This is a genomic window from Bradyrhizobium sp., assembly GCF_035701725.1.
Taxonomy (GTDB): Bacteria; Pseudomonadota; Alphaproteobacteria; order Rhizobiales; family Xanthobacteraceae; genus Bradyrhizobium.
Window position 1 is genome coordinate 1 of the sequence record NZ_DASSRP010000165.1, and the last position, 24,506, is coordinate 24,506.

A 24,506-nucleotide genomic window follows, 5' to 3' on the forward strand; every position below is an offset into this window, starting at 1 on the left:
CCGTCATTTCCTGGATTCATTCAAGCTGCTGTGGCAGGCGGAGTTGTTGATGAAGCCGATACGGGCGGCGCGTTTCGATCTGCGAGGCCCGATCGTTTCTAGTGGTCCGAGTCTAACAGTTGCATCCCGATGTGGTCGGCACCTTTGCAAATGTTAGAATCAAAAGGACCACCAGCAAATATACGTTTCTATTGGAGTTCTGGATTTGACTTTCGCTTCCGGGCTACGGGGTAGCGAAAGTCAAATCCACTCCACTAGGAGCTGCTCTGGACCAAGAGCCGCCGAAGGTTGCTCCTGACCATCCTGCGGTAGTCCACGGTCAGTTCCAGCGGCGACTTGGCGCCGAGCATATGCTGCGGAATCTCGGCCGTCGCCGCGGTCTTCTCGTTCAGGATATGCCATGCCTCGTCGAGCGCGGACGTGCCGCCGGCCGCCAGCTTGAGCGTGCGCAGCATCATGACGCACTGCGATTCGGCGGAAAGCAGCAATAGATGGCGCCAATATCTGAACATCAGTTTCCTCCGGGCATATTCGCTGTCGCGCGGGCCGTGATCGGGGTCAAGTCACCCCCCGCGCGATACGCGCGACAAGACGTGCGCCCGCGCGTGCGGTTCTCCCGTCAAGGTCATAGGTCGGATTGAACTCGGCGATATCGGCCGCGACCAGTTTACCCGAACCCGCCACCAGATCGATCAGGCGCTCGACATGGGCAAGCGGCACGCCGAGCACGCCGGGCGCCGACACGCCGGGGGCGACCGCGGCGGGAAGCACGTCGAGACAGACGGTCAGATAGACCGCGTCGAAGTTTGCGAGCTCGGCCCGCAGCGCCGCTTCTGCGTCGGCAAGGGCGGCTTCGGTCTGCAACGCTTCGTCGAGCCAGTAGCGCACGCCAAAGGCCGCCGCGCGGTCGAACAGCGCGCGCGTGTTCGCATACCGGCTGATTCCAAGCACGCGGTAATCGAACGGTTGGCCGTGCGCCGCGCGCCAGTCGTGAATCTGCCGGAACGGCGTGCCGGAGTTGGCGTGGCTCGCCTCGCGCAGGTCGAAATGCGCATCGAGGTTGACGATCAGAAGCCTCGCATCCTTCTGCGCGCCGGCAATGCCCTGAAACGTGCCCCACGCGATCTCATGCCCGCCGCCGAGCGCAATCGGCAGCGCGCCCTGCCTCAGGACCCGCGCGACCGCTTCGCCGAGCGTCGCCTGCGCGGCCTCGAGGCTGTCGCCCGGGCCGCACGCGTCACCCGCATCGAAAAGCGCGGGCTCGTCGAGCCGCGGCAGGTTTGCGAGCGCCACGCGCAATTGAGCGGGACCGCCTGCCGCTCCGATGCGGCCGCCATTGCGCTTCACGCCCTCGTCGCAGGGAAAGCCGATCAGCACCACGCCGCGATCGACGTTTGCATCGAAGGCCCGCATGACATGATGCCAGCGCCGCGCGTCGCCGGTTTCTTCGGTGTCCTCGCGCCCCCGCCAACGCGCTTTGAAGCCGTCGTTGCCGGCCGTTGCGGCCTTCGGATTGTCGGCTCCGCTCATCCGGCCATGCCCGTTTCGTCAGCTTGCGCCGCTCCGGTCAAAGCGCCGCGCAGGGTTACGGCTTGCAGGAATTCGCGCGTGCGCGGCTGTCTCGGCGCCCCGAAAATTTGCGCGGGCGGACCGGACTCCAGCACCACGCCGCGATCCATCACCGACACCGTATCGGCGACCTCGCGCGCAAATCCCATTTCGTGGGTGACCACCATCATGGCCATGCCTTCGCGCGCCAGGTCCTTCATCACCTGCAACACCTCGCCGACGAGTTCGGGATCGAGGGCCGACGTCGGTTCGTCGAACAGCATCACCTGCGGCTTCATGGCGAGCGCGCGTGCGATCGCTACCCGCTGCTTCTGGCCGCCGGACAGCGCGGCGGGAAACTCGTCGACCTTCTCGGCAAGCCCGACCTTGCCGAGCAGTTGCCGCGCCGCGGCTTCGGCCTCGTCCCGCGACTGGCCAAGCAGCTTGCGCGGCGCAATCGTGACGTTGTCGAGCACGGAAAGATGCGGAAACAGGTTGAAAGCCTGGAACACCATGCCGACCTTGGTACGCAGGGCGTTGAGTTCGGCCTCGGGCAGCACGCGCCCGCCGTCCACGAGCCGCTTGCCGCAGATCTCGATGCTGCCGCCATCGGCGACCTCGAGCCCATTGCAGCAGCGCAGCAAGGTGCTTTTGCCCGAACCGGAAGGGCCGATCACCACGCTGACCTGCGAAGGCATCACGTCGAAATCGACGCCCCTGAGCACGGCCAGCGCGCCGAAGGATTTGGTGACGCCGCGCGCGCGAATGATCGGCGAAGACCCGCTGACGCTCACGCGAGCCCTCCGGCCGCGAGCCGCCGCTCCGCCCCGCGCAGCGCGAGCCCGGTCAGGTTGGTCAGCACGAAATAGATCAGCGCAATCGCGAGATAGACTTCGAGCGAGCGATAGGACGTCGAGATGATCTTCTGGCCCTCGTGCATGAGGTCGGCGATCGTGAGCAGCGACACCAGCGAGGAATTCTTGATCAGCGCGATGAACTCGTTGCCGAGCGGCGGGATCATGCGGATCGCGGCCTGCGGAATCACGATCTCGCGCATCGCCACGCGATAGGGCATGCCGAGCGAGCGCGCCGCCTCCATCTGGCCGCGGTCGATCGACTGGATCGCGCCGCGCACGATTTCCGAGACATAGGCGCCGGAGTACATTCCCATGCCGACGACGCCGCAGAAGAACGCCGGCAGGTTGATGCCGAAATGCGGCAGGCCGAAGAACCAGATGAAGAGCTGCACCAGGAGCGGCGTACCGCGGATGAAACCGACATAGGCCGTGCACGCGGCATAGACCAGCCGCCGCTTCGGATCCAGCCGGCCGAGCCCGACCGCAAGCCCGACCAGGCAGCCCAGGATGATGGCGCCAACGGTGATCTCGACCGTCACCAGCGCCCCATGCGCCAGCTCCCGCCATCCTTGCCATACCGGCGAGAAGTCGAAATCCATCGCGAATCTTCCCTGTGCCTTAGAGATATTTGCTCACGAGCTGATCGTAGCTGCCATTGGCCTTCAGCTTCTTCAGCGCCTCGTTGAACTGCTTCACCAGTTCGGACTCGCTCTTGCGCAGCGCGAAGCCGTATTCCTCGACCGTGAGCGCCTGATCGAGCACCTCGAGCGTGCCGCGCGTCTTGGCATAGACCTTCGCCGCCGGCTTGCCGGTGACGGCGGCGTCCGCGCGACCGATCTCGACCAACTGGAACATCTCCTGGTTCTTCTCGACCTCGATGCGCTCGACGGAGGGAAACTTCTCTTTCAGGAAATTGACCGATTTGGTGCCCACCTGCACCGTGACCTTCTTGCCGGCAAGATCGTCAGGGCCCTTGATCCGGCTGTCACCCTTTTTCACCATGACGACGAGGCCGCCGGGATAATAGGGGTCGGTGAAGTCGACCACTTTCTTGCGCTCGTCGGTGATGTAGATCGCCGAGGCGGCGACATCGAAGCGATTGGCGAGAAGCCCCGGCACCAGGCCCTTGAAGTCGATGTCGACCCATTCGACGGTCTTGTTGAGCTCCTTGGCGATCGCCTCGATCAACTCGATGTCAAACCCCATCCGCTTGCCGTTCTCGGTGTATTCGAACGGCATGAAGGTGGCATCGGTGCCGACGCGGATGATGTCCTGCGCCCGGGCGCGGCGGCCGCCGAGCACAAAGGATGCGGCGAACAGGCCAAGCAGGCGGCGGCGGGTAACTTTCATCGTGTCTATTCCTCGGTCAGAACGATCAGGATCGGAAATGTCGCGCGACATGCCACCAACCATGCCACCGGGCAAGCGGGATTGGTAGGCCGATTCTCGACCTCCAGGTCGACCCGGCACGGCGAAATTCGGCCAGCGCATCACAAGGAGCAATGACGGGATGCGGCGAGCTAGGTCCGCGTCAGCCAACCCCGGATCGCCTCGACGAATGCGATCGTCAGATCGATCAGGTTTGCGTCCAGCGGCGGCGGTTGCGAGGACAGTTTTGCGATGACGAGTTCGTTGGCGCGGTCGACAAAGACGTTCTGCCCGTAGACGCCGAGACCGAACGCGATACCGCTATCCCGCAACACGTACCACTTGTTGCGATAGTGCATCGCCCGATCGCCGAAATAGGCGATCATGTCGCCGGCTGCCCAGGCGTTCGGGTCTCCGCCGTCGAACACGTCCTCGATCCATCCCGCAGGGATGATCGCCGGGCCGTTACGGCGGCCGTTCTGCACGATCAACTGACCGACCCGCGCGAGATCCATCGCCGTTGTGCAGATGCCGCCGGCACAGCGCGGCGCGCCGAGGCGATCGACGGTGATATAAGCCGGATACTCCGCGCCCATCGGCTTCCACAAGAGATTGCTGATCAGGTCGGCAAAACGGATGCCGCTGGCACGCTCCAGGATCCAGCCCAACAGGTCACTGTTGGTCGATACATAATGAAAAGGCCCGCCGTCGGGCCCGTTGCGCGCCACCAGACCGGACAGGTACGTGCGCAGATCGCTCGGTTGCTCGCCGGGCGCGAGTGGATTCCAGTTGGTGGCTTTGCGGTATTCGACGATCGCGCCGGAAGTCGCGAGGTAATCTTCATCGAAATCGATTCCGATGCGCATGTCGAGCACGTGGCGCACCGTCGCGCTCGCATAGAGCGAGCTCTTGAGCTCTGGAATGATCGAAACGACCGTCTGGTCCGGATCGAGCGTGCCCTTGTCGATGAGGATTCCGGCGACGATCGCCGTCAGTGATTTCGACACCGACATCAGGATATGCGGCGTCGCCGCCGTCATGCCGTTGCCGTAGTGCGTGTGGATCACCTTGCCGCGATGCAGGATGACGAGACCGTCGGTGTCGGTGTCGGCGGTGAATCGAGACAACGAATAGGTTTCGCCGCCGCGCTTGAATGCGAACGACGATAGATCCGTCGTCGCCGATTCCAGCCGCCAGATATCACCGGGCGAATTCGCAATGTCAGCCGACGGGACGATTTCACGCACATGCTGAAACGCCCATGTCATGTACGGCGCCGTGCGCCAGTTGGCGAGCGTCACCTGAGCGGATTCAGGCGACGGAAATCCCGACATCAGCGGGCGCGATGACACGAGACGTCTCCCTGATTTTTTTCGCTCGACGCACTGAAGCGGCACTCGAGGGAGTGCCGCTTCAGTCGTCAAGCGTTTATGACGCGGTCAAAGGATGCATAATGAAGCCGAGCTGAGTCAATGCCGTCACGCCGTCGTCCAATCCGATTTCCTGAACGATCTTGCCATCGACCACCTTCAGAACGGTCATTCCTGTAAACCGCATCTTGCGACCCGATGCCGCCGGTACGCTGCCCGCCAGCAGATCGGTGAATGCGGGACCGGTGTGCGTGCCGCCGCCTTCCCATTGTCCGACCACGTAATCGCCTTCGGCGATCAGGTCCGCCGTACCCCAGAAGTTGAGATCGGGAAATGCGTCGCGGAAGTTGATCATGGCCGCCTTGATCGCGGCGCGACCGCGACGGGGCTCGTGCAGCGAATAACTCTGCAGCATGTCAGGGGCCGCGATCTCGTCGACGACACCGGGATTGAAGGTCTTGCCCCAGAAATCAGTGAACCAGCGGCCCACGATCGCCTTGTTGTCTTGTTCCTTCGACATGTCTTGATCTCTCTTTTGTTCCATCAGTTTGGGAAGCTTCGAGCTTCGACCGCTAATTAGGCAGACGAGATCCGGGGCACGCTCCGTTTCTTGCCAGAGTATCGAAATCTCCCGGCGGAAGCCGGCCGCGCACACCTTCAATTCAAAAGCAAAAAGCGGAGTGCCGGTCCTTGCCTCGGCCGGTACATCTGCGCGGTCGAGGAAAGCGCGGGGTCGCATCGAAAGTTCGCATCGCCGCGCGCCGGAAGGAGATGACGATGGACATGAGAGTTGCCGCAACACCGAACCTGCAGAGGAGCGAGCCGCCGATCCTTTATGTCGGCACGCCGGTAGTGCTGATCAGCACATGCAATGAGGACGGATCGCCAAATCTTGCGCCAATGTCGTCGGCCTTCTTTCTCGGATGGCGCGGCGTGCTCGGTCTCGACCGCTCCTCGAAAACGGTCGCGAACATGCTTCGCACCAATCAATGCGTGCTGAACCTGCCCTCCGTCGCGGAGGCCGATGCCGTCGACCGCATCGCCTTGACGACGGGCACCGAAGTGTTGCCGCCGCACAAGGTTTCGCGCGGCTATCGCTTCGAGAAAAGCAAGTTCGAGACCGCAGGATTGACCCCGATCGCGTCGGAGACGGTCGATCCGCCGCGTGCCCGGGAATGTCCGATCCAGATGGAGGCCGTCGTCGAACACGCCTACAATATGTCCGACAACGACCCCGCTTTCCGCGGCCGTCGCATCATGTTCGAAGTCCGCATTCAGCGGGTGTTCGTCCACGCCTCGATTCTTGCCGACGGCGAGGAAAACCGGATCGACCCCGACAAATGGCGGCCGCTGATCATGAGCTTCCAGAAACTCTATGGCCTCGCCGATCAACAGGTCCATGGATCGCGGCTGTCGCAAATTCCGGAGGCGCTCTACAAACACGCGGATATCGAGCGTTCGCGGCAACCGGTTGCGTAAGACCTGGCGCGCACCGGTTGGGCGCGGCGAACCTGAAAAGGGGGCCTCAGGTCGCCGCACTGATCTCTAGCGGGATGATCGCGACAGCAGCTTCACGATCTCGGCCGCAACGCCCTTTGACGACATCGGATTTTGCCCGGTCACCAGATTGCCGTCCGCCACGACATGCGACCGGAAATTGTCGGCCTTGGAATAGATGCCGCCATTCTCTCGCAGCATGTTCTCGACGAGATACGGCACCACTTCGGTCAAGCCGACCGCCGCTTCTTCGGTGTTGGTGAAGCCTGTGACCCTTTTGCCGCGCACCAGCGGCGTGCCGTCCGTCGCCTTGGCATGCCGAAACACGGCCGAGCCGTGGCACACGGCCGAGACCGGCTTGTTGGCCGCGAACATGGTTTCGATCAGCGTGATCGAGGAAGCGTCTTCGGCGAGATCGTACATGGCGCCGTGGCCGCCGCAGACGAACACCGCGTCATGGTCAGCCGCCGAGACCTCGGACAGTTTGACCGTGTTGGCGAGGCTCGCTTCAGCGATCGCGTCGGCGCGGAAGCGTCGCGTGTCGTCGGTTTGAAACGCCGCCGTGTCGCTTCTGGGATCGATCGGCGGCTTGCCTCCGAGCGGAGAGGCCAGCGTGACGTCAGCGCCCGCGTCCTTGAACGCATAATAGGGCGCGGCGAATTCTTCGAGCCAGAACCCGGTCTTCTTGCCTGAAACGCCGAGCGTATCGTGGGTGGTGAGGAGAATCAGGATGTTCATGTTGGGCCTTTATCGATTGCGACGGCGCAAACCGTCTCTTCCGGCGAACGCCGTGGGAGGTACTGTCGCCCTCGCGGCATCACACTCCGTTTGTTGCCTTGAAATCGAGAAAGGCCCTCTTTCGATTTGTGCCGGCTCTGCCTCGCGGACGATCAGTTCGCGCTTGCGCTCGACACCCCAGGCGTAACCCGACAGCGCGCCGTCATTGCGCACCACGCGATGGCAGGGGATCGCAACCGCGATGTTGTTCGCGGCGCAGGCGGTTGCGACCGCACGCATGGCTTTCGGTGCACCGATGCTGCGCGCAATATCGGAATAGGAGCAGGTTTGTCCGGCCGGGATATCCTGCAGCGCCTGCCACACGCGCCGCTGAAACGCGGTGCCGCGCACGTCGAGCGGAAGGCTGAGACCGATCTGCGGCGTCTCGACAAATCCGATGACGCGAACGACCATCGACTCATAATCATGGTCGCCACCGACCAGCCGCGCATTGGGAAACCGATCCTGCAGGTCACGCACGAGTTCTTCAGGATCGTCGCCAATCAGGATCGCGGCCACGCCCTTGTCGCTCGACGCTACTACTATGGCGCCGAGCGAAGATTGCCCGACCGCAAAGCGAAGCTCTTCGTTGGCGCCGCCCGCGCGATATTGCGTCGGGGTCATGCCAAGCATCGTCCTGGATTTTTCGTAGAACCTGCCGCTGGAATTGAATCCCGCATCGTACATTGCTTCCGTCACGCTCGCCCCTCGCGCCAGGCAATCGCGAACCCGAGAGGCCTGATGGGCCTGCGCGTAGTCCTTCGGCGTGAGACCCGTGACGCGTTTGAACAAACGATGGAAGTGACTGGCGCTCAAGCCTGCCGCCGCGGCGAGCCCCTTCAATGAAGGGACTTCCTCGCTGGTTTCGATGGCGCGGCAGGCGCGCGCGACGATTGCCGCATTCTCGATATCGGCCGGTGGGCCGTCCGGCTTGCAGCGCTTGCACGGCCGAAAGCCGGTCGCTTTTGCTTCCTTGAGCGAACCGTGAAGGCCGACATTCCTGGGGTTGGCCGTGCGCGATGGGCATGACGGCCGGCAATACACGCCCGTGGTTGCGACCGAGTACCAGAATTGTCCATCCGCCGAGCGGTCCCGCGCCAGAACGCGCTGCCAGCGCGGATCGGCCTCCACAGTCGTGTTTGGCAACATACGCGCTCCTTGCGATTTCGCCGTCATCCTGGATCCTTAATCCATAAAAACCCTCATCATGTTGATCGCGCCAATCCGGCTGACGAACCACCCGATTTCCGATGCCGCGCCGCGGGCGTTGCCGCCCGACCAAAGCGTGTGTTAGGCTTGTTGCTTCTCACGCGGCGTGCGACGGCAAGAGGTGGGGCGTATGCCAGTTTCACTCGCCAACTCCCAGGTGATCTACGAGGCCCTGAAAGCCTGCGACGTGAAGATCATGTCGGCACTGCCGGAAACCTGGCTGGTGCATCTGATCCGCATGGCCGACGAGGACCCCGAGGTCACGCTGATCCGCGTTGCCAAGGAAGAAGAGGCGATCGGCATTTCCGCCGGCGCGCATCTGGCCGGCGTCAGCTCCGCGCTTCTGATGCAAAATCACGGCTTCCTCGCCGCCATCAATCCGATCGTCTCGCTGGCGATGCTCTACAAGATTCCGCTCCTGATGCTGATCAGCTATCGCGGCCATATGGGCGAGCGCGATCCCTGGCAGACGCAGGGCGGCATGGTGACCGAGCCGCTGCTGCGCACGCTCGGCATCCCGGTCTGGCATCTCTCCAGCCCGCACGACGCGCAGCGCCGCATCAAGGATGCGCAGACGCTGGCGCACGCCTCGCTTTCGCCGGTCGCGGTGCTTCTGACCCGCGAACTGATGTGGGAGGAATAGCCATGCTGCGCGTCGATGCGTTAGAGGCGATCTATCCCGAGCTGAAAGACCGGATCGTCGTCACCATCATGGGCGCGGTTGCCGCCGAGCTTTACACGCTCGGCCACCGCGAGAACTTCTTCTATCTCGAGCACGCGATGGGGCTGGCTTCGTCGATGGGACTGGGCATCGCCGTCGCCATGCCGCGCCAAAAAGTCATCGTGATCGACGGCGACGGCTCGCTGCTGATGAACCTCGGCACCCTGAGCACGATGGCGCGCTATTCGCCGCGCAACCTCGTGCATATCGTGTTCGACAATGCAAGCCTGCTTTCGGTCGGCGGCTTTCCGACCGCAACCGCGACCGGCACCGATCTAGCCGGCGTCGCGCGGGCCTGCGCTATACCGAAAGTGGCCGAGGCCCACACGCCGGACCAGCTCAAGAGCGCGGTCGCGGACGCACTGAAAGGCGACAAGCTGACGACCATCGTCGCGAAGGTCGACGCGATCGGACCGAAATCGTTCCACATGGATTTGCCGCTGTTGGAAAACCGCTTCCAGTTCAAGCGGGCGCTGGAGGCGCTGCGATAGCGGCTGAAACCTAACCTGCATTTGGCGTGAGGGAGGCGAGCATGGCGGATAAACAATCGAGCGTGTTGACCCAACTGGTCGAAGAGCTGAACGCAAACCGCATTCGCGTCATCGACCTGACGACGACGCTTGGCCCCGACACGCCCGTCATCGACCTGCCGCCGATGTTCGCGCCCTCGCCCGCCCTGACGCTGACCGAAATCTCACGCTACGATTCCAAAGGGCCGGCCTGGTACTGGAACGTGCTCAATCTCGGCGAACACACCGGCACGCATTTCGATGCGCCGATCCACTGGATCACCGGCAAGGATCTGCCCGACAACGCGACCGATACCATCAAGCCAAGGAAATTCATCGGTCCCGCTTGCGTCATCGACGTGACCGCGGATGTGAAATCAAATCCGGATTTCCTGCTCACGCCGGAACGCGTGCAAGCCTGGGAAGCGACCCATGGCCGCATCTCCGCCGGATCATGGGTGCTGCTGCGCAGCGGCTGGAGCTCGCGCACCTCGCGCGAAGAATTCATCAACGCCCGCGACGATGGCCCCCACTCGCCGGGATTCTCGAAAGCGTGCTCCGAATTCCTGGCGCACCAGCGCGACGTGCTCGGCGTCGGCGTCGAAACCATCGGAACCGATGCCGGCCAGGCCGGCACCTTCGATCCACCCTTCCCCAATCACGGCACGATGCACGGCGCCGGCAAGTTCGGCATCACCAGCCTGATCAACCTGGATCAGCTGCCGCCAACCGGCGCGGTGATCATCGCCGCGCCGCTCAAGATCGCCGACGGTTCAGGCAGCCCGCTGCGCGTCATCGCGCTCGCGCCGGCTTGATACCGAGAATCAAGAAGGGCGCCGCTCGATGCGGCGCCCTTCGATCTTGCTCTCGCCGTTTACTGTCCCGCCTGCCGGACCTTAACGTGCCGACGCCTGGGTGGCCTTGGAGCCAGCCAGACTCTCCTTGAACCTGACAAACAGCGCTTCGCGATCTCTCGGTGACAACTCCTTGCCGCCGGAGGCCGAGGCGTAGGTCTGCATGAATTTGTCGAACGCCAGCCGCAGTTCGGCAGTCGACAGACCGGCCGTGCCGTCCGCATTGGCCGAGACCGGTTGATTCTTGTGCGCAGCGAGCCAGTCGGCCGCCGGCTTGTAGCGAACCCAGCCCGGCATTTCGGCCGCTAGATTGACTTCGCGCCACTTCGGATGCCGCGACGGATTGTTGAACTGGTCGATCTTGCTGAAGAACGCTTCGACGAACTTGGCGATCCTCTTGTACATCTCAGAGTTCTCCGGCCAGGCATAGGCAACCAGCAAAGCCCGGTTGGCGACAGTCGGCACCGTGGTGCCTTCCGGAACCAGGTTCGGATAGAGATCGTGGGTGAGCTCCGCCGGCAGATATTCCGCAAACAGGCCGTTGAGATCGTGATTGGGCAGACTTTCCTGATCGAGCGCGAGGAAATGCACGCCGTCTTCCTTCTTCAGTTTGGCAAGCGCGGCCTGCGGCGCGCCGGTCAGAATGATCATCGCCGAGATATCGCCTGCGATCAGCCGCTTGATGGCTTCGTCATTGTCGTAATAAGAGCGCTGCACCGGGATGTTGAGCGAGTTGAAAACGGTGTCGGCGGTCACCTCGGTCTGGCTGTCCTTCAGGTTGAAGTTGACCTTCTTGCCCCTGAGGTCGTCGTAGGACTTGATGTCGTCGCGCGCCAGAACGTGAAACTCGGAATTGTAGAGCTTCGTGATGTACTGAATCCGCTGCTCGATATTGGCATAGAGCGCCGGGTCCTTCTGCTTGAGAAGCCGAAGGTTGTCCTCGTCGACGACGCCCATATCGATGTTCTTGAGAAACAGCACGTCATTGACGTTCTGAAGCCCGCCGACGCCGAGCACCGGAAGCACGCGAATACCATCCGGGCTCAAATCGTTGACGACGTTGCGAATGTCCTCGGTGAACCTTGCGCATGTGCACGACAGTCCGGACACCACGACCGACACCGCAATGTCGTTCGCCTGGCGCTTTTTCTCTTCATAGCTCGCCCCCGGCGTCTGGGTTTGAGCCGCCGCTGCCGCTCGCCTTTGAGCCGAAGCGGGAGGTGAGGCGATCGTTGCCAGGACCAGGAACGCGAAGAACGGCAGGTACAGGATCGGATTTCTAGCCGCTGCGGTCAGGACGCCCATATTGTTTTGCCCTTTGCTGTAATCTTTATGATGTTCGGGTGATGGCGCAGATCAGTGTTGGCCGTTGGCGAGCCGTTCCAGCCGCGACGATGCTTCAGTGGCGCCAAAACGCCCCGCCTTTTCGTACCAGGCTCGCGCCATCGCGAGATCCGGCACGACGCCACGGACGCTGAGCTTTTCGAGAACGGTCGGATCGTAGGTTCCACCCAGCATCATCGCCGCGCGCCCATCGCCGGCTTCGGCTGCACGGCGGAGCACCAGGCGCGCCGCCGCGACGTCGCCGCTGCCGATCAGGCCATCGGCCCGCTTGAGCAGCGTGGCGATTTCGCCCGCGTCAAGATGATGGAGGACATCGACCGGCGCTGCTGGCTCGGGCGCGGCGGCGGCCTGCGGCGCACTGCCCTGCAAGGCGCTCTGGTAAGCGGTCTTGATGTCCTCGCGGGTCGGCGCCACCGCTGCGACCGTGACGCTGGCGGCGGCAGCCGCTTGGTTGTCCTGCACCGGAGGCTGGCTCGCTTCCTTCAGCGGCACGCTGGCGGCTTTTGCCGGGGCCGGATTCGACTGCATCACGACCGAGGCGACCGAAAGAGCGGCGGTACTGGATGCCTTGGCGCTGGCGACAACCTCGCGCGCGGAATCGGAGGTAAACAGCGCGGCGAGTACGGCCAGCACCGCGCCGCCGACCGCGCCGGCGAGAATCCGCGACGTATAATAAGAACCCAGCTTCACCTTTCCTGACGAAGGCGCCAGATATTCACTGGGATCGGGCACGCCGTCGCGATCAGACAGAAACAGCGGGACGGAGCGCTCCGGGTAGTTCGGCCGCGACGGCGCCTGATAAGGCGCGACTGGACGGCTGGCTGATTTGTCCTCGTAACGTTCGACTTCAGGATCGTACGACGGATAACGCGGAGCGTGGTCTACCATGGCTGCTCTCCCGCCTACTGTGACGCAACAACGGGACAGCTCGGAAGTCGCTGACAAATTTTCTCATCCGGGGTGCCCCACCACCAGCGTCCCGATTTTCGAAATTCGTATGGCTTTGCGGAGCCACGCTTCGGTTTCGGAATCGAAAGGACACTGGCGAACTTACTGTTCCAGTGCGGCTTTGCTTCAGAAGTCCGCACCAGCGATCGCGGCACAACGAATGCGGACTTCTGAAATCGCCGCGCTAGAGCCGGGCAGTGAGCGACTCAAATCCGTCCAAAAATCGACTGCGCTATTTCGCTTTTGGAAAATTGTTGGGTTTGAGTGTGGCCAAATCCGAGCGGCCATTTGTTCCATCGAGCGGAACCTCGAACGCGACGCAGTTTGCGCCTTTTTTCTCAACTTTTTACGCGCCTGATTTTTCGCGTGCTCCGCTGCCTTTCATCGCCATCGACGAACAGCTCACTGACAAACGAGCGTTAGCGCTTCGCAAACTTTCTACCTCGCGAGCCGGCAAGTCATCGCTCGCCCTTGCATCTGCGCCACTGGAACCAACCGATGGCCGGGCAGTTACTGCCGGCATGATCGTCTATGCCAACCATTTTGGAATCAGGCTGCGCCGAGCCGGCGTCGTCGTAACGTTTGCTGCCGCACTGCTGCTGTCCCCGGCTCTTGGCGCGACCGACACACGGGATAGCGAGGCTGCGCTCAAGAGCCCGTCGGCATTCGCATCGATCGAAAACAAGACCGAGCGCTCGCGCGCGATCTTCGGCGAAATCGGCAAAGTCCTGACGCATCCCAGATGCATGAACTGCCATCCGGCGGGTGATCGGCCGTTGCAGGGGGACGATCAGCACGAACACATGCCGCCGGTATGGCGCGGCGAGAATGGGCATCTGGCGACCAACTGCGCCGGCTGTCACACCGAGCACAACGTGACGCTGCACGAGGGCGCAAGCTACAAGAGTATCCCCGGCAATCCGAACTGGGAAATTGCGCCGCTCTCCATGGCCTGGCAGGACAAGTCGCTCGGCGAGATCTGCCGGCAGCTCAAGGACACCAGTCTCAACGGCGGCCGCGATCTTGCGCAGCTGCAGGAACACATCGCCAAGGACGAGATCGTCGCCTATGGCTGGCATCCCGGTGAAGGCCGCAATCCCGCGCCCGGCAGCCAGGAAGCGGCCGGACAGCTGGTGCAGGCCTGGATCGACAGCGGCGCGGAATGTCCGCAGTAGGCGGCGCGCAGGTCCCGATTGCTCGCGCCGGCAGCCGATAGCACGAAGAAACGGCGCCCGGAGTTGATCCGGGCGCCGCTTTGACTGCAAAAATATTCTCAGACGCTTAAGGTCGAAACCGTCGCGAAACTCAGACTTGACGGGCTTCGCCTAGTCGTCGTCGCCCTCGAAAAGGTCCGGAAGACTCCGTGTGCCTTCCTGTCGGACCGAGTCCAGCGCGCGCGGGGGGAGCCCAAGGACACGCAGGATCGTCGGAGCGATCTGGGTCGTATGCACGAGATCGTCGACCTTGCCGCCTTCGCTGACGGAGGGTCCTGCGACAAGCAGGGCCACATGGGTGTCGTCGAGCGACCCGCCACCGTGCTCCGCAATCTTCTTCTTGCTGCCCGAATAGACCACGCCGTGATCGGGTTGAATGAAGATGTCTGGTGCCCTGGCGGCGGCGATCGATCCAGGTACGCGGGGATCACCGAAAATCTCGGAGAGCTCCTCACCCGAAGTGATGTTGGAGTCAAAGATGGTCCCCGGCGGCAACGTGTCGGCGTGGATTGCTTTCGCGTTGTTCCGCAGGCTGATCACCGCCTGCTTCACATCGGCCGGCGTGTTGGGCTGAAGCCAGACGATGCCAACGTCGTCCGTCTGCAGGTGGCCGCCTTGCGCATATTGACTGCCGCTGTTCGGGTTGGTGAAAGCGGAGAAGGTCTGGTCGACGGGCGCGCTGATCACGCTGCCCGGATCCACCACCGTGTGGTCCGGTGCCTGGGTCGCCTTGGCTTCCATCTGCAGCTTCGTGGGATTGATCGGCGACTGGCCGTGCTTCGCCGAGACGATGATCAACGTGTCTTCGAGCAGGTCCTTCGCCTTCAACGCCGTCACCATTTTGCCGATCGACGCGTCGGTGTGCGTGATGGCGTGGGCGAGGATCGGCTTCGGCGCAAGTTGCGTGTCGTAACCGCCCGCCACGAGCTTTTGGCCGACGCTGATCGCCTGGAAGTTCATGCCGAAAATCGCCGGCGCTTTGCCGGTCCAGGGCTGGCCTTCCGCGTGCCTGCCGTTGATCCAGTTGATGACCGCGTTGACCTTGACGTCGTCATAGGCCTCCTGGGTCGGTGCGCAGTCGACATATTGCACCGGAGCGATGCTGTTAAACGCCAACGTCGAGTTCGTCGCGTCGCATTTGCCCGCAGGGCCTGCGAGGTCAACGCCGTTTGCGGAGGCGGGACCGGGCGGAGTCGCGGTGAAGATGTTCGAGTTGATCTCGGGTGTGTACAGATCGTCGATATTGGGCGCGCCAACGAACGGCCCATTCAGGATGTCGTAGGCCGGATGCTTGTCGGACCATGCCGTCTGCAGCCCGGCATGATGGGCAACTCCGAAGATGGTGTTGACCTTGACGAAATCGTGCGGAAACACCTTTGTGCAGCTGCCGTCGGCGTGACGCTGCTGGGGCAGAAAGGCCGGGTCGATGCCGCCGCTGAACAGTTTGGTATTTGGAAAAACGTCGATCGACTCATCCAGCACGACTTCGGTTCCCGGATTGCCGCTGCATCCGGACGCGACGGCGGGGAATTTTCCGTCCGGCGAGAACAGGGTCCGGTCGTAGCTGTCGTCATAATAGACGCCGGTCGTTTTCGGCGTTCCGCCCGTCACTTGCGCGAGCATGCCGGGGAACGAATCGGACGGCGTGGTCGTCCTCGCGTTGGTATAGGTGACGCCGCGGCCCGCCAGCTTTGCCAGGTTCGGGCACCCGCCGCTATGCAAGCAGGTCGCCAGGTCGTGCTGGTGGAAGCCGTCGATGCTCAGGAGAAGCACGTGCTTGACGCGATGTCCATCGTCGTCATCCGCATGCGCGACCATGACGCCGCAGGCAAGCATCGAGGCCACGATCGCGGCAGTTGACAGGAAATATTCACGAAATCGCATGAGTTCGCCCCTCTATTCTTGAAAAGATGAGAATTTGCCTTGGACGAGGCCGCGTGAAATCTATTCGCCGGCGGTTGACGCCGCGATGACGCTTTCTTGCGACTTCAATGACAATACGACAATCGTTGCGATCTGCTGCCGACGGAAGTCTGCAGCGCCGCTGCTAGCAGATTTCGCAAAGCGATTCCGAAAGATCTTGATACACCGCCGTCTTCCTCGTTCGCAGTCGTCTCATCGTCCCGGACATGCCATTCGTAAAGCGACTGATGATCGGGTCCCAAGACGTGAAAACCCTTCGCGGGAACTTCTCCGTCGGCTAATGAAACGAAGCGATGGCCGATCCGTAGATTGCGGCCCGCACCGAGTGCGCGCCGATGCGAAGGCGCGTCTCGGCACGCGCGCGCGACTCAATGACGCGACAAGAGAGCTGCTCGGCCACAAACGCGGAAGTGGCCGGAGCAAATTCACATCGGAAACGCAACACAGCGTTCGGCCGATCCGAATCACTGCGTACCAACTGGCACAAAGTCCAGTTGCTGTGGCCAGGAAGTCCAAGAATTACGCGACAGCTAGCTCTTCTTCGGCGACCAGCCATACGCCCTGGCGCAGGCACCGCCCATCAGCATGGCGCGTTCGCTCGCGCTGAGGCGGTCGGTCTCCAGGAATGGTTTGACACCCTGCTCGTAATTGACGACCGCAAAGGCGCGCGTCCAGTCGGTGCCCCACAGGCAGCGCTCGAACCCCCAGGCATCGAACACGCGCGCGAGCGGATCCCAGATATCGGGATAGGGGTAAGGCTGTTTCGACAGCGTGCAGGCGCCTGAGACCTTGATCACGACGTTCTTGCGTTTGGCAAGATCCAGCACCTTGGGCAGATCGGCCCAGGGGTTGTCCGGTGCGGGCGGCACGCGCGGCTGCAAAATGCCGAGGTGGTCGAGGATGAAACGCGTGTCGGGATGGCGATCGATCAGCGCGGTGCCGGCCTCGAGATTGTCCCAGCACAGGATATTGACGGGAAAATCATGCTTCACCGCCGAGCGCGCGATGCGGTCGAGGCCGGGATGCTTGGGGTCGCGCTTGTTCTCCTTGGTCAGCATGATGCGAATGCCGACCGTGCCCGGCGTCTTCTTCCATTCGGCGATCACATCGTCGACATCCGGATCATCCGGATCGACCGGCTTGACGATTGCCATCCGGGTGGGATGGGCGCGCGCCACTTCGACCGCGTAACTCGCGTCATAGCGGTACATCGAAAAGGCGGAGATGAAGATCGCGCCATCGACGCCGACCTTGTCCATCGCCGCGACCATTTCGTCGCCGGTGACATGCGCAGGCCAGTTCGGCACCGTGTGCCAGGGCCGCTTCGGCGTATTGGCCTCATAGGCGTGAACCTGGGAATCAATAATCGGCATCGGCGCGTCTCCTCATTGTTTTGAGGGAGTTTTGACGACGCCGAACAGGTGTGTCCAGAGGCGAAAACCGCGCGCATGCGGGTGCCTGCGCCTCGCATAGCACTATCAGGCAAATGGCGAGGCGCAACGAGCGCGGGGCTTCAGAACCCCTCGCCCTCACACCGATGCTTCAGTGCCGGAAAGTCTTGCGATCGGGATCGTCCGCGTACGGCGGCGGCCATATCTTGCAGTCGAAGCTTCGACCGAGGGCCGGACAGACGTCGCCACCGTAGGACGGGGCGACAGGCTGCGCCGGGCCGACCGGCCATGCGGCACCGTAGTGATGGTGCCCGTGCCGATGCTTGTAGGAATGCCGATGCTTTCCACCAGCTTCGGCAGGCGTGATCGCTGGAAGCACCGACAGCGCCGCACAGATCGTCAGTATCGAAAGCTTGGTCAAAAATTGGCTCATCGGTCCTCTCCCACCAACACAATGATGTGAACCCGCCTCGGGCCAGTATATCCACTTCTCGCACAAGATCTGGATTTTTGTCCGGCGTCCGGTATCAGGCGCGCGCGATCACCGCGATCGGGCCGCCGCCGGCTGGACCCTGATGCTCGGCGCCACCGGAGACGTAGACCGCTGTCGTTCCGGCAAGACCGCTGACGAGACCCCCGACCGCTGCGCGGGCGTGGCGGGTCGAACTGATGTCGGTGTCGTTCAGCATGGTGTGGCGAAGCCCGCGGACAAAGCCATCGGGCGCTGCCTCGGCCTTGGCAAAAATATTGACGACCCGCTCGCCGATCGCCGCGTCCGCCGTTCCATCGGCGCGCAGTCCGACGCTGGCGAGTGCGGCCCGTATGGCGGCGGCATCGATCGCATCCTTCATCACGGCATGTCCGATGACGAGCTCGCTCGACGACGATGCGGAATTGCCCATCACGACGACGACATTGTGCATCAGCTCGATGCCGGCCGAGCTTGATGCGACCGAGGAAAACAGATCCCAGCGCCTGAGCACATCCTCCTCGCGCGGCTCACTCTCCAGTTCGCCGAGCGCCAGTGCCACGCCGAGCGCCGAAGCGCCGCGCGAATAGCCCATCGACGCATAAGAGCTCTTCGTCGCCGTGCTGGCACCGCGCGCTTCCGCGGCATCAACGCGCTCACTGGTCAGCAGCGGGCATTTCACCTGCACGAAGTGAACGTCCGCAACCTCGGTGATGTCGGCCTCTCGCATGGCCCTGCGCACCGCGGCCGCAGTCTCTGCGATCTGCGGCTGCCGGCCGAGCTCTTCGGGATGAAACTCGCGGGTATGTGCGATGCCGATGCCAAGGCGTTTGCCCTGGCCCGGCTTGGCTTGCGCAGCGGAAAGCGGCGTTCGCGTGAAGACCGTGATGTGCGGGCTGAGCACGCCTTCGGTGCCGCCGGACATCACGAAGGCGATGCGATGCTCGACCTCCTCGACTGAAATGCCGAGATGAGGCGCCAGCGCGCCGGTCAGCGCAACGGTTGAATATTCGCGGGTGAAGTCATTGACGCCGCCGTTGCCTTCGGTCTTTCCGAGGATGGCCAGAATCGAATTCGGATCGATCTTCCCGGCCTCGATCAGCCGGATCAGGCCTGAGGTATCGCCGGGACCCGAAGTCGGAATGCGGATGACGTCGACCGAAGATGAAGACAGGGACATATTGTTTTATTCCACGCTTTCGCCCTGCCAGAACACCATGGCGGGTTCGATCGAGCAAGTCCGGAAAAAGCGCCCCACTCGTCACGATCGCGACGGAGAAGCCTTCATGTCATGCAGGCTTTTCGACAAGGTCTCCGCAAAGGACGCCGCCGCGATCGGGAGCACCCGTCCGCGCAACTGGCATAACACGAGTTCGCCGGTCGGCACGTCCCTGGTGTCGACCGGCACGCCGACGAGGCTCATGCCGAGCTCACCGGACGGCGCGCCGATCTCGATCTGAAACGAGACCGCATTGCAGCGGTGCACCAACCCTCGCAACATCTCGAATGAATTGGATTCGGCCATCACGTTGAAGTGCAGATCGCGCCTGGCTGCGACTTCATCGAGCATCTGCCGGCCGCCGAGTGAACGGTCCGCCAGCGCGGCCGGGTACTCGGCGCACTCCGACAGCCTGACGGATTTCCTCGCCGCCAGTGGATGATCGGCGCGAACGACGGCGACCAGCCGTTGCGGGACGCTGGCGATAGCCCGAAGCGTCGGCCGCATCGAGGGCCGGAAGACCAACGCCAGATCGACATCATAGGCGGCGAGCGCATCGAGTGCGCGTTCGTGATCTAGGGTCTTCAGATCGAAGGTGACGCGCGGGTGCTGCTTCTGAAATCCGGCGATCCGCGACGCCAGAAAATCGAGCGCGAGCGCCTGGCTGCTCGCGATCAGCACCGGCCCGCGCCGAAGCCCGCGCAGATCCTCGACCTGGGATTTCATCCGCTCGGCGTCCGCGATCTGACTGCGCGCATATCGCACGAACATTTCGCCGGCGGTCGTCAACTTCACCCCGCGCGGGCGCCGCTCGAACAGCGGCGTGCCGACTTCGGCCTCGAGATCCTGGATCCGCCGGTTCATGGCCGACGGGGTCAGATTGAGCTGCTCGGCCGCCTTGCGGATCGAACCACTGCGGGCAACCTCCACGACATGGCTCAGCAGTCTCAGATGGCGCATATCCCGATCCCTCCAGTGATGCCTTTTTAGCACCGCTCAAGTCAAAAGATAGCGGCAGATAAGGTCACTGGAAAGCGCTAGCTTTTACCCAGCGGCGGCTTCGGACGGCAGACAGGCGAAGCCGGACATCCAACACAGGAAAAATCCGATGACCTGGAAACATGCGTTTCGTGGAATGCAGGCGCTCGCCCTGAGTTTGGCCCTCGTCGCCGGCTTTGCGGCCACGGCAGAGGCGCAGACCAAAATCCGGATGGTGCTGAACTGGAAATATGAGGGGCCGCAGGGGATGTTCTTCCTCGCCGACGACCGCGGCTACTTCAAGCAGGAAGGGATCGAGGTCACCTTCGACCAGGGCAACGGCTCCGGCGCCGCCGTGCCGCAAGTCGCCAACGGCGCCTACGATGCCGGCTTCGGCGACATCAACGCGCTGATTGAACTTGCCGCGAAAAAGCCCGACGACGCGCCGATCGGCGTGTTCATGCTCTATAATCGGCCGCCGTTCACGGTTGCGGTGAAGGCCGACAGCCCGATCAAGACGCCGGCCGATTTTGTCGGGCGCAAGCTCGGCGGCGCCGCCAATGACGGCGCGCTGAAACTTTTCCCGGCGTTGTGCTCGTCGGCCAAGATCGACTGCACCAAAGTCGAGATCGTCAACTTTGCGCCGAACCTGCGCGAACAGATGCTGATGCAGGGCCAGGTCGACGGCGCGTTCGGCTACGTCACCACGATCCGCTTTTCCGCGCGGCTTGCCGGTATCGATCCCGACAAGCAGTTCCGCTTCATCAAGTTCGAGGATTACGGTATGGACCTCTATTCCAACGCCATCATCGTCTCGCGCAAGCTGGTCAAGGAACATCCCGAAGCCGTCAAGGGCTTCGTCCGCGCCCTCAACCACGGCATTAAGGATGCGATCGCCGATCCGCAGGCCGCGATCGACGCCGTCGTCAAACGCGAGCCGCTGACCAAGCCCGCGATCGAGCGTGCGCGGATCGATGCGACCATGGCCGACGAGATGAGCCATCCGGAAATCGCCAAGATCGGCATCGGCGACATCAGCGACGAGCGCATGGCGAAAGCGATCGATATCCTGGTCAAGGCCAAGGAATTGCCGCGCACGCCGGCCGTCGGCGAAATCTTTGACCGCAGCTTCCTGCCGCCGTTGAGCGAGCGGCCGACTTCGGTCCGGCCCAATACCTGACCTCAAGACCTGACAGGGACCGGCCTTGCCATGAAGCTCTCTCTCGAAAACCGCGTCGTGATGATTACCGGCCCCGCCAAGGGCATGGGCGCCGCCGTCACCCACGCCTTCGCCCGCGAAGGCGGAAAGCTGGCGCTGCTCGGTCGCGATACATCGGCGATCGAGCCGGTCGCCAGCGAGGTGAAGTCGGCGGGCGGCCAGGCGATCGTCATCGCCTGCGATCTCACCGACGCCAAACAATGCGAGGCCGCGGCGGCGTCGACCAAGGATGCGTTCGGCGGCCGGATCGACGTGCTGGTGAACATCGCCGGCGGCTCGGGCCCGATCGGCAAGACCGGCGTGCAGACCACGCCGGAGGAGTTCGACGACATCGTCACGCTCAACATGAACGGCTGCTTCCACACCATGCGCGCGGTTCTGCCGACCATGATCGATCAGCGCTACGGCAAGATCGTCAATGTCGGCGGCACGTTCGGCATGCGCGGTCGCGCCGGGCGCGTCGCGTACTCTGCTTCCAAATGGGGCCTGCGCGGCATCACCAAGAGTTTTGCGCTCGAAGTCGGCCAATACAACATCAACGTCAACTGCGTCGCCCCCGGCATGGTCGACGGCCCGCGCTTTCGCGACAAGGTCTGCCGCGACATGGCGCAGAAGCTCGGCATCACGGAAGAAGAGGCCGCGCAACGGCACGCCGCAGATTACGCCTTGAAGCGCATCACGGTCGACGAGGACGTTGCCAACGCCTGCCTGTTTTTCGCCAGCGACGTGTCGCGCCAGATCACCGGCGTCGACCTGCCGGTCGATGGCGGTTGGGCGATGCTGTGAGGATCAGATCATGACAACATCGGACAAGGTCGATCTTGTCATCCACGGCGGCATCGTGGTGTCACCGGATGCGGAAGTTCGCGCCAGCATTGCCGTCAAGGACGGCAAGGTCCACGCCATCGGCGCGGCCGAGGCCATGCCAGCGGCAAACGAGACGTTGGACGCGACCGGCATGCATGTGCTGCCCGGCGCGATCGATGTCCATGTGCATTTCCGCGACCCCGGCTATACCCACAAGGAAGATTTCGGCAGCGGCACGGCGGCGGCCGCCTTCGGCGGCGTCACCACCGTGTTCGACATGCCGAACACGATCCCGACGGTCGCGAACGCCGAAGTGCTCGCCGCCAAACACAAGCTCGCCTCCGAGAAAGCCTATGTCGATTACGGACTCTATGCCGTGCTCGGCGAGGAAAGCCTCGATCATATCGACGAGCTGATTGAGGCCGGCGTCATCGGCTTCAAGTGCTACATGGGCAACACGTTCGGCCGCATCCCCTCGCCTTCCACCGGCGCGATGCTGGAGCTGTTCGAACTGGTCGCTCCGACCGGAAAGCGCATTTCGCTGCATGCCGAGACCAATTCGATCATGGAGCGGCGCGAGTCTCGCCTGCGTGCCGCCGGCCGCACCGAACCGCTGGCGCATCTCGCCTCGCGGCCCGCGGTCGTCGCGGTCGAGGCGGTCTCGCGCGCGGCAATCCTGTCCGAATGGACCGGCGCGCGCATCCACGTGCTGCATATCTCCTCGGCCGCCGAGTTGCGGCCATTGGCGGAAGCCAAGGCGCGCGGCGTCGAGATCACAGGCGAGACCTGCCCGCATTATCTATTGCTAAGCGAAAAGGACTACGAGAAGTCCGCGGGCATCGTCCGCGTCAATCCGCCGGTGCGCGAAACGCCAAACCAGCAGCCGCTGTGGAACGCGCTCATGGACGGCACCATCGACATGGTCGCGACCGATCACGCGCCGCATACGCCGGAAGAAAAAACCCGCAACGACATCTGGACGGTCGATTGCGGCTTCCCCGGCGTGGAAACGCAAATGCCGTTGATGCTGACCGAGATCAGCAAGGGCCGGGCCACCATTCGCGACTACGTGCGCTGGAGCGCGGAAAATCCGGCGAAGCAGTTCGGGCTTTATCCGCGCAAGGGCACACTCACCGTCGGGTCCGATGCCGACATTGCGATCGTCGATATGAACCGCCGCTGGACCATCGACGACGCAAAGATCCAGTCGAAGTCGAAAATCTCGCCGTGGCAGGGCTGGAGCTGTACGGCGCTGCCGATCCACACCATCGTGCGCGGCCGTTTCGCGATGAAGAACCGCGTGCTGAACGAGCAGACGCGCGGCACCGGCCGTTCGGTTCACGCGATTCAGAAGATGCCGGCGCCGACACCGAAGAACACCGACGCCACCATGGCCGCCGTCACCGGCAAGAGAAGCTAACACCATGGCCGATGCCCTTCCGCTTCCTGTCGGCAACGTCATCGACCTGGAAAAGGTGCGGGTGACATTCGGCGGCAAGAACAAGGTGACGGCGCTCAGCGAGACGTCGCTGCGAATCGAGCACGGCGAATTCGTCGCACTGGTCGGCCCGTCCGGCTGCGGCAAATCGACCATCCTCAAGCTTGTTGCCGGCACGCTGGCGGCGACCGATGGCCATGTGTTCGTCGCGGGCCGCGAGGTCGATGCCGAGAGCGCGCGCATCGGCATGGCGTTCCAGAACCCGACATTGCTGCCGTGGCTCAACATCCGCGACAACGTCATGATGCCGCTCAAAATCGTGCCGCCGTTCAAGCAGGAATTCTCCCGCAAGCGGCGCGGCGAATATCGCGACCGGGTCGAAGCTTCCCTGGCAAGGGTCGGCCTCGGCGGCTTCGGCGACAAGTTTCCCTGGCAGCTCTCCGGCGGCATGCAGCAGCGCGCTTCGCTGTGCCGCGCGCTGATCCACGATCCGACGCTATTGCTGCTCGACGAACCCTTCGGCGCGCTCGACCAGTTCACCCGCGAGGAACTGTGGGAGATCATGCAGCAATTGTGGATCGACAAACGCCCGACCGTCCTGCTGGTCACGCACGACCTCAAGGAGGCCGCCTACCTCGCCAGCCGCATCTGCGTGATGCAGGCACGGCCGGGACGAATAGTCGATGACAGCGAAGTGCCGTTCGCCCGGCCGCGCACCATCGATATTTCCTTTCAGAGCGAATTCGTCTCCCTCACCCAGCGACTGCGCGAACGCATCGTCGCCGCACGCGCCGTCCAGGAGGCCGCCCCGTGAACGAGACCGTCCGCCGCCAGATCCTGTCGATC

The 24,506-nt window shown here is 63.0% G+C and carries 25 protein-coding genes; 9 read left to right on the forward strand and 16 right to left on the reverse strand.

Features of this window, described 5'->3' with window-relative positions; genetic code table 11:
• Positions 1 to 254: 254 nt before the first annotated feature.
• The 7 genes from VFL62_RS09820 to VFL62_RS09850 form a co-directional block, all read right to left on the reverse strand.
• Positions 255 to 512 carry a hypothetical protein gene (locus tag VFL62_RS09820; protein WP_325172178.1) on the reverse strand — a complete coding sequence of 86 codons (258 nt, stop codon included), beginning with the start codon at positions 510 to 512 and terminating at the stop codon, positions 255 to 257.
• A gap of 46 nt (positions 513 to 558) precedes the next feature.
• Entirely contained in the window at positions 559 to 1,530 is a 972-nt protein-coding gene (gene hutG, locus VFL62_RS09825) for a formimidoylglutamase (RefSeq protein WP_325172179.1), read from the reverse strand.
• Positions 1,527 to 2,342: an amino acid ABC transporter ATP-binding protein gene (locus tag VFL62_RS09830; RefSeq protein WP_325172180.1), complete on the reverse strand. Its 816-nt coding sequence runs from the start codon at positions 2,340 to 2,342 to the stop codon at positions 1,527 to 1,529. The genes hutG and VFL62_RS09830 overlap by 4 nt, the downstream gene beginning before the upstream one ends.
• Positions 2,339 to 3,004 (reverse strand): amino acid ABC transporter permease, encoded by a 666-nt coding sequence (locus VFL62_RS09835; protein WP_325172181.1) that lies wholly within the window; start codon positions 3,002 to 3,004, stop codon positions 2,339 to 2,341. The genes VFL62_RS09830 and VFL62_RS09835 overlap by 4 nt, the downstream gene beginning before the upstream one ends.
• Before the next feature lie 19 nt (positions 3,005 to 3,023).
• A complete protein-coding gene (locus VFL62_RS09840) occupies positions 3,024 to 3,755 on the reverse strand; it encodes a transporter substrate-binding domain-containing protein (RefSeq protein WP_325172182.1) in 732 nt (243 codons plus the stop codon).
• A 170-nt stretch (positions 3,756 to 3,925) separates the two neighbouring features.
• The gene (locus VFL62_RS09845; RefSeq protein WP_325172183.1) at positions 3,926 to 5,125 is read right to left on the reverse strand and encodes a serine hydrolase; all 1,200 of its coding nucleotides are present in this window, start codon (positions 5,123 to 5,125) and stop codon (positions 3,926 to 3,928) included.
• Between the two features lie 76 nt (positions 5,126 to 5,201).
• A complete protein-coding gene (locus VFL62_RS09850) occupies positions 5,202 to 5,663 on the reverse strand; it encodes an ester cyclase (RefSeq protein ID WP_325172184.1) in 462 nt (153 codons plus the stop codon).
• Between the two features lie 257 nt (positions 5,664 to 5,920).
• On the opposite strand from VFL62_RS09850, the gene VFL62_RS09855 reads away from it, so the two are divergent.
• Positions 5,921 to 6,622 carry a flavin reductase family protein gene (locus tag VFL62_RS09855; protein WP_325172185.1) on the forward strand — a complete coding sequence of 234 codons (702 nt, stop codon included), beginning with the start codon at positions 5,921 to 5,923 and terminating at the stop codon, positions 6,620 to 6,622.
• Positions 6,623 to 6,688: 66 nt separating this feature from the next.
• Here VFL62_RS09855 and VFL62_RS09860 read toward each other — a convergent pair whose 3' ends face one another.
• The gene (locus VFL62_RS09860; RefSeq protein WP_325172186.1) at positions 6,689 to 7,378 is read right to left on the reverse strand and encodes a type 1 glutamine amidotransferase domain-containing protein; all 690 of its coding nucleotides are present in this window, start codon (positions 7,376 to 7,378) and stop codon (positions 6,689 to 6,691) included.
• Positions 7,379 to 7,387: 9 nt separating this feature from the next.
• Positions 7,388 to 8,566 (reverse strand): bifunctional DNA-binding transcriptional regulator/O6-methylguanine-DNA methyltransferase Ada, encoded by a 1,179-nt coding sequence (gene ada / locus VFL62_RS09865; RefSeq protein WP_325172187.1) that lies wholly within the window; start codon positions 8,564 to 8,566, stop codon positions 7,388 to 7,390.
• Between the two features lie 190 nt (positions 8,567 to 8,756).
• On the opposite strand from ada, the gene VFL62_RS09870 reads away from it, so the two are divergent.
• From VFL62_RS09870 to VFL62_RS09880, 3 genes are read left to right on the forward strand one after another with little or no spacing between them, the layout of a single operon-like run.
• Positions 8,757 to 9,269, forward strand: a complete 513-nt coding sequence (locus VFL62_RS09870) for a thiamine pyrophosphate-binding protein (RefSeq protein WP_325172188.1) — start codon at positions 8,757 to 8,759, stop codon at positions 9,267 to 9,269.
• A gap of 2 nt (positions 9,270 to 9,271) precedes the next feature.
• A complete protein-coding gene (locus VFL62_RS09875) occupies positions 9,272 to 9,838 on the forward strand; it encodes a thiamine pyrophosphate-dependent enzyme (protein ID WP_325172189.1) in 567 nt (188 codons plus the stop codon).
• Positions 9,839 to 9,879: 41 nt separating this feature from the next.
• A complete protein-coding gene (locus VFL62_RS09880; protein WP_325172190.1) occupies positions 9,880 to 10,671 on the forward strand; it encodes a cyclase family protein in 792 nt (263 codons plus the stop codon).
• A gap of 81 nt (positions 10,672 to 10,752) precedes the next feature.
• Here VFL62_RS09880 and VFL62_RS09885 read toward each other — a convergent pair whose 3' ends face one another.
• Both VFL62_RS09885 and VFL62_RS09890 read right to left on the reverse strand, forming a co-directional pair.
• A complete protein-coding gene (locus VFL62_RS09885; protein ID WP_325172191.1) occupies positions 10,753 to 12,015 on the reverse strand; it encodes a TAXI family TRAP transporter solute-binding subunit in 1,263 nt (420 codons plus the stop codon).
• Between the two features lie 51 nt (positions 12,016 to 12,066).
• Positions 12,067 to 12,942, reverse strand: coding sequence for a hypothetical protein (locus VFL62_RS09890; RefSeq protein ID WP_325172192.1), 876 nt, complete (start codon positions 12,940 to 12,942; stop codon positions 12,067 to 12,069).
• Between the two features lie 581 nt (positions 12,943 to 13,523).
• On the opposite strand from VFL62_RS09890, the gene VFL62_RS09895 reads away from it, so the two are divergent.
• Entirely contained in the window at positions 13,524 to 14,177 is a 654-nt protein-coding gene (locus VFL62_RS09895; protein WP_325172193.1) for an Isoquinoline 1-oxidoreductase subunit, read from the forward strand.
• Positions 14,178 to 14,327: 150 nt separating this feature from the next.
• Here the strand turns inward: VFL62_RS09895 and VFL62_RS09900 are convergent, their stop codons facing one another.
• The 5 genes from VFL62_RS09900 to VFL62_RS09920 form a co-directional block, all read right to left on the reverse strand.
• Positions 14,328 to 16,100, reverse strand: coding sequence for an alkaline phosphatase family protein (locus VFL62_RS09900; RefSeq protein ID WP_325172194.1), 1,773 nt, complete (start codon positions 16,098 to 16,100; stop codon positions 14,328 to 14,330).
• A gap of 569 nt (positions 16,101 to 16,669) precedes the next feature.
• Positions 16,670 to 17,512 carry an amidohydrolase family protein gene (locus VFL62_RS09905; protein ID WP_325172195.1) on the reverse strand — a complete coding sequence of 281 codons (843 nt, stop codon included), beginning with the start codon at positions 17,510 to 17,512 and terminating at the stop codon, positions 16,670 to 16,672.
• Between the two features lie 169 nt (positions 17,513 to 17,681).
• The gene (locus tag VFL62_RS09910) at positions 17,682 to 17,963 is read right to left on the reverse strand and encodes a hypothetical protein (RefSeq protein ID WP_325172196.1); all 282 of its coding nucleotides are present in this window, start codon (positions 17,961 to 17,963) and stop codon (positions 17,682 to 17,684) included.
• Between the two features lie 94 nt (positions 17,964 to 18,057).
• The gene (locus tag VFL62_RS09915) at positions 18,058 to 19,173 is read right to left on the reverse strand and encodes a ring-opening amidohydrolase (protein ID WP_325172218.1); all 1,116 of its coding nucleotides are present in this window, start codon (positions 19,171 to 19,173) and stop codon (positions 18,058 to 18,060) included.
• Between the two features lie 87 nt (positions 19,174 to 19,260).
• Positions 19,261 to 20,178, reverse strand: coding sequence for a LysR family transcriptional regulator (locus VFL62_RS09920; RefSeq protein ID WP_325172197.1), 918 nt, complete (start codon positions 20,176 to 20,178; stop codon positions 19,261 to 19,263).
• 148 nt (positions 20,179 to 20,326) lie between these two features.
• On the opposite strand from VFL62_RS09920, the gene VFL62_RS09925 reads away from it, so the two are divergent.
• The 4 genes from VFL62_RS09925 to VFL62_RS09940 are packed head-to-tail and all read left to right on the forward strand — an operon-like array spanning position 20,327 to position 24,474.
• Positions 20,327 to 21,376, forward strand: coding sequence for an ABC transporter substrate-binding protein (locus tag VFL62_RS09925; RefSeq protein ID WP_325172198.1), 1,050 nt, complete (start codon positions 20,327 to 20,329; stop codon positions 21,374 to 21,376).
• Positions 21,377 to 21,406: 30 nt separating this feature from the next.
• Entirely contained in the window at positions 21,407 to 22,201 is a 795-nt protein-coding gene (locus VFL62_RS09930; RefSeq protein WP_325172199.1) for an SDR family NAD(P)-dependent oxidoreductase, read from the forward strand.
• A 10-nt stretch (positions 22,202 to 22,211) separates the two neighbouring features.
• Entirely contained in the window at positions 22,212 to 23,642 is a 1,431-nt protein-coding gene (gene allB, locus VFL62_RS09935; protein WP_325172200.1) for an allantoinase AllB, read from the forward strand.
• Positions 23,643 to 23,646: 4 nt separating this feature from the next.
• Positions 23,647 to 24,474 (forward strand): ABC transporter ATP-binding protein, encoded by an 828-nt coding sequence (locus VFL62_RS09940; protein ID WP_325172201.1) that lies wholly within the window; start codon positions 23,647 to 23,649, stop codon positions 24,472 to 24,474.
• Positions 24,475 to 24,506: the final 32 nt, after the last annotated feature.

Excerpts from the sequence above, each read along its gene's own strand:
- VFL62_RS09820 (WP_325172178.1), bottom strand. The coding sequence starts at position 512 with ATGTTCAGATATTGGCGCCATCTATTGCTGCTTTCCGCCGAATCGCAG.
- VFL62_RS09860 (WP_325172186.1), bottom strand. The coding sequence starts at position 7,378 with ATGAACATCCTGATTCTCCTCACCACCCACGATACGCTCGGCGTTTCA.
- VFL62_RS09840 (WP_325172182.1), bottom strand. The coding sequence starts at position 3,755 with ATGAAAGTTACCCGCCGCCGCCTGCTTGGCCTGTTCGCCGCATCCTTT.
- hutG (WP_325172179.1), bottom strand. The coding sequence starts at position 1,530 with ATGAGCGGAGCCGACAATCCGAAGGCCGCAACGGCCGGCAACGACGGC.
- VFL62_RS09850 (WP_325172184.1), bottom strand. The coding sequence starts at position 5,663 with ATGTCGAAGGAACAAGACAACAAGGCGATCGTGGGCCGCTGGTTCACT.
- VFL62_RS09885 (WP_325172191.1), bottom strand. The coding sequence starts at position 12,015 with ATGGGCGTCCTGACCGCAGCGGCTAGAAATCCGATCCTGTACCTGCCG.
- VFL62_RS09855 (WP_325172185.1), top strand. The coding sequence starts at position 5,921 with ATGGACATGAGAGTTGCCGCAACACCGAACCTGCAGAGGAGCGAGCCG.
- VFL62_RS09835 (WP_325172181.1), bottom strand. The coding sequence starts at position 3,004 with ATGGATTTCGACTTCTCGCCGGTATGGCAAGGATGGCGGGAGCTGGCG.
- VFL62_RS09920 (WP_325172197.1), bottom strand. The coding sequence starts at position 20,178 with ATGCGCCATCTGAGACTGCTGAGCCATGTCGTGGAGGTTGCCCGCAGT.
- VFL62_RS09900 (WP_325172194.1), bottom strand. The coding sequence starts at position 16,100 with ATGCGATTTCGTGAATATTTCCTGTCAACTGCCGCGATCGTGGCCTCG.
- VFL62_RS09880 (WP_325172190.1), top strand. The coding sequence starts at position 9,880 with ATGGCGGATAAACAATCGAGCGTGTTGACCCAACTGGTCGAAGAGCTG.
- VFL62_RS09875 (WP_325172189.1), top strand. The coding sequence starts at position 9,272 with ATGCTGCGCGTCGATGCGTTAGAGGCGATCTATCCCGAGCTGAAAGAC.
- VFL62_RS09930 (WP_325172199.1), top strand. The coding sequence starts at position 21,407 with ATGAAGCTCTCTCTCGAAAACCGCGTCGTGATGATTACCGGCCCCGCC.
- VFL62_RS09940 (WP_325172201.1), top strand. The coding sequence starts at position 23,647 with ATGGCCGATGCCCTTCCGCTTCCTGTCGGCAACGTCATCGACCTGGAA.
- allB (WP_325172200.1), top strand. The coding sequence starts at position 22,212 with ATGACAACATCGGACAAGGTCGATCTTGTCATCCACGGCGGCATCGTG.
- VFL62_RS09870 (WP_325172188.1), top strand. The coding sequence starts at position 8,757 with ATGCCAGTTTCACTCGCCAACTCCCAGGTGATCTACGAGGCCCTGAAA.
- VFL62_RS09890 (WP_325172192.1), bottom strand. The coding sequence starts at position 12,942 with ATGGTAGACCACGCTCCGCGTTATCCGTCGTACGATCCTGAAGTCGAA.
- VFL62_RS09925 (WP_325172198.1), top strand. The coding sequence starts at position 20,327 with ATGACCTGGAAACATGCGTTTCGTGGAATGCAGGCGCTCGCCCTGAGT.
- ada (WP_325172187.1), bottom strand. The coding sequence starts at position 8,566 with ATGTTGCCAAACACGACTGTGGAGGCCGATCCGCGCTGGCAGCGCGTT.
- VFL62_RS09895 (WP_325172193.1), top strand. The coding sequence starts at position 13,524 with ATGATCGTCTATGCCAACCATTTTGGAATCAGGCTGCGCCGAGCCGGC.
- VFL62_RS09910 (WP_325172196.1), bottom strand. The coding sequence starts at position 17,963 with ATGAGCCAATTTTTGACCAAGCTTTCGATACTGACGATCTGTGCGGCG.
- VFL62_RS09905 (WP_325172195.1), bottom strand. The coding sequence starts at position 17,512 with ATGCCGATTATTGATTCCCAGGTTCACGCCTATGAGGCCAATACGCCG.